The organism is Hydrocoleum sp. CS-953, assembly GCF_002260545.1.
Classification (GTDB): Bacteria; Cyanobacteriota; Cyanobacteriia; order Cyanobacteriales; family Microcoleaceae; genus Trichodesmium.
On the sequence record NZ_LGSU01000298.1, the window covers coordinates 1 to 2,671 of the forward strand.

At 35.8% G+C, this 2,671-nt stretch carries 2 protein-coding genes; one reads left to right on the forward strand and one right to left on the reverse strand.

All coding sequences use genetic code 11. The features are described from left to right. Window positions 1–114 precede the first annotated feature (114 nt). Window positions 115–474, reverse strand: a complete 360-nt coding sequence (locus AFK68_RS02695; protein ID WP_094671424.1) for a single-stranded DNA-binding protein — start codon at window positions 472–474, stop codon at window positions 115–117. An 820-nt stretch (window positions 475–1,294) separates the two neighbouring features. Between AFK68_RS02695 and AFK68_RS02700 the strand changes: the two genes are divergently transcribed. After that, entirely contained in the window at window positions 1,295–2,296 is a 1,002-nt protein-coding gene (locus tag AFK68_RS02700) for a rod shape-determining protein (protein WP_094671426.1), read from the forward strand. Window positions 2,297–2,671 lie beyond the last annotated feature (375 nt).

Consider the following 2,671-nt stretch of genomic DNA (forward strand, 5'->3'; position numbering starts at 1 on the left):
CCCCTTTAACCAATCCTCTTCTTTTCAAGAACAGGAAATTATTAATTATTAATTATTGAACAATTCCCTATTCCCTACTTCTGCAAGGAGTCTAACTTTTATTGAATTTTAAAATTAGAATTCTTCATAACTTGCTGTAGCAGCCTGCTCATTATCACGTTTAGAACCGAGTAAATCTAGTTGGTATACTCTAATTACTGGCTTAGAACGACTTGCTCCCGTATTACGATCTTGCCAATAATCAAACTTCAAGGAGCCTTTTACCCCTATCAAGCTACCTTTACGAACATAGTCAGCAGCAACCTCTGCTTTTCTATCCCAAATTTCCAAATTGAACCAGTCTGGTTGGTCATTCTTACTAGAACGACGATTTACGGCCAAAGTTAAATTACAAACTACACTGCCTGATTCAAAATATTTAACATCAGGATCTCCACCTACCCTACCAACCAAAGTTACAACATTTAAACTCATATACTATAGAATATATTAATTAATTTCTAATTTTACCAAAAAACAGGGTTTAAGTCCTCACCCTTGTAAAGCAAATTTATATTATAATATAAATTCTCATAAGAGATATCTAACACTCTAAAAACCTATCTTATATAATCAATAGAGATAGCAAACAATAGAGAAAACAAGTTTTTTTCAGCCCGTGAACTGTACAAAATGGCATATAGGAATAGGTTTTATAAGTAGAGAGAAACCTTGGAAAAAACACTATATGTGGATTAGATATCGCCAGGTATTTCATTATAAGTAGTTTCAGTGAACTACGAATTCTGGATTTTCAGAATAATCTCCTGGCTTTTGTCAAACTTATAACTATATCCTAAGAGGACTAATTACTCAAGCAACTCCTAAATCAAATACTTCCTCCGGATTTTGTCCCTATTGTGTCGCACTAAGAAACCAAGGACAGTTAAACTTGCTTATATCATTTTTGATACAGTCCTAGTAGACTGAGGAATATATCATAAAATCTACCTCAGCTATATTTCTTTATAAATNTTTTGTCAAACTTATAACTATATCCTAAGAGGACTAATTACTCAAGCAACTCCTAAATCAAATACTTCCTCCGGATTTTGTCCCTATTGTGTCGCACTAAGAAACCAAGGACAGTTAAACTTGCTTATATCATTTTTGATACAGTCCTAGTAGACTGAGGAATATATCATAAAATCTACCTCAGCTATATTTCTTTATAAATTATTAAATAAACTTAAGATTTGATTTTGGGGGTCAAAATCTAGTGGGTCTGATAAATAGGTTTTCCTTGTCTCGGGACATGGGAATTGACTTGGGTACTGCGAATACACTTGTATATGTATCTGGTAAAGGTATTGTTCTTCAAGAGCCATCTGTAGTAGCTATTGACCAGGAGCAAAAAACTTCTATTGCAGTGGGAGAAGAAGCTAAAAGGATGTTAGGGCGAACTCCTTCTAATGTAATTGCGATGAGACCTCTAAGAGATGGGGTCATTGCTGATTTTGATACAGCAGAATTAATGCTGAAACATTTTATCAGGCGAGTCCATGAAGGAAAAACTTTAGTATCTCCAAGAATTGTTATTGGCATTCCTAGTGGAGTAACTGGCGTAGAAAGACGAGCTGTAATGGAAGCTGCTTCTCAAGCTGGTGCTAGGGATGTACGGTTAATTGATGAACCTGTTGCTGCTGCTATTGGTGCGGGGTTGCCTGTAGCCGAACCTACTGGCAATATGATTGTGGATATTGGTGGGGGAACTACAGAAGTTGCTGTTCTGAGTTTACAAGGGACAGTTCTGAGTGAGTCTGTGCGTGTAGCTGGGGATGAATTGAATGATGCTGTTACTCAGTATATGAAAAAAGTCCATAACTTGGTCATAGGTGAGCGAACTGCGGAAGATATTAAGATTAAATTGGGTTCAGCTTATCCGACTCAGGATGATAATGAGGCATCAATGGAAGTTAGGGGTATACATCTATTATCTGGTTTACCTAGAACTGTCACAGTCAAAGCAGCAGAAATTCGAGAAAGTATGACTGAACCTTTATCTAAAATTATAGAGGCGGTTAAGCGAACTTTGGAACGCACTCCCCCTGAACTAGCAGCAGATATTATCGATCGGGGTATTATGTTAGCTGGTGGTGGTGCTTTGTTAAAGGGGATAGATACTTTAATTAGCCATGAGACTGGCATTATCACTCATATTGCAGCAGACCCACTTTGTTGTGTAGTTTTGGGTACTGGCCGTGTTTTGGAGAATTTTAAACAGCTTGAAAGGTTTTTCAGTGGGCAAGCTCGCTAAGGTCTGGTTATGTTATTTGAGTACGCACTAAAGGGCTTTTCTGGGATAGTTTTTTTGATTAGAACTTAAAGATTATTATGTTAAGTCTGCTTAATACATCTATAAGTTCACTAAGACTATTAATTGCTAATATAGCATTTCTAAGTAAGCTTGAGGTACAGTTGTCTTTTTTATTTTCTGTTCCCTAGTTTCCTAAAACGTAGAATTTTGTACCTCACGCTTTTTCGGAATTATTAATAGCCAATGGTTAATTATATTTTTCAGAATTAAATGTTAGACCAAGCGTGAAAAAAGAATGTTATAAATAATCAGGGTAATTAAAATAATTTGATTGGGTTTCCCTTTGATTAAAAAGGGATATTCAAGCCAATAAAT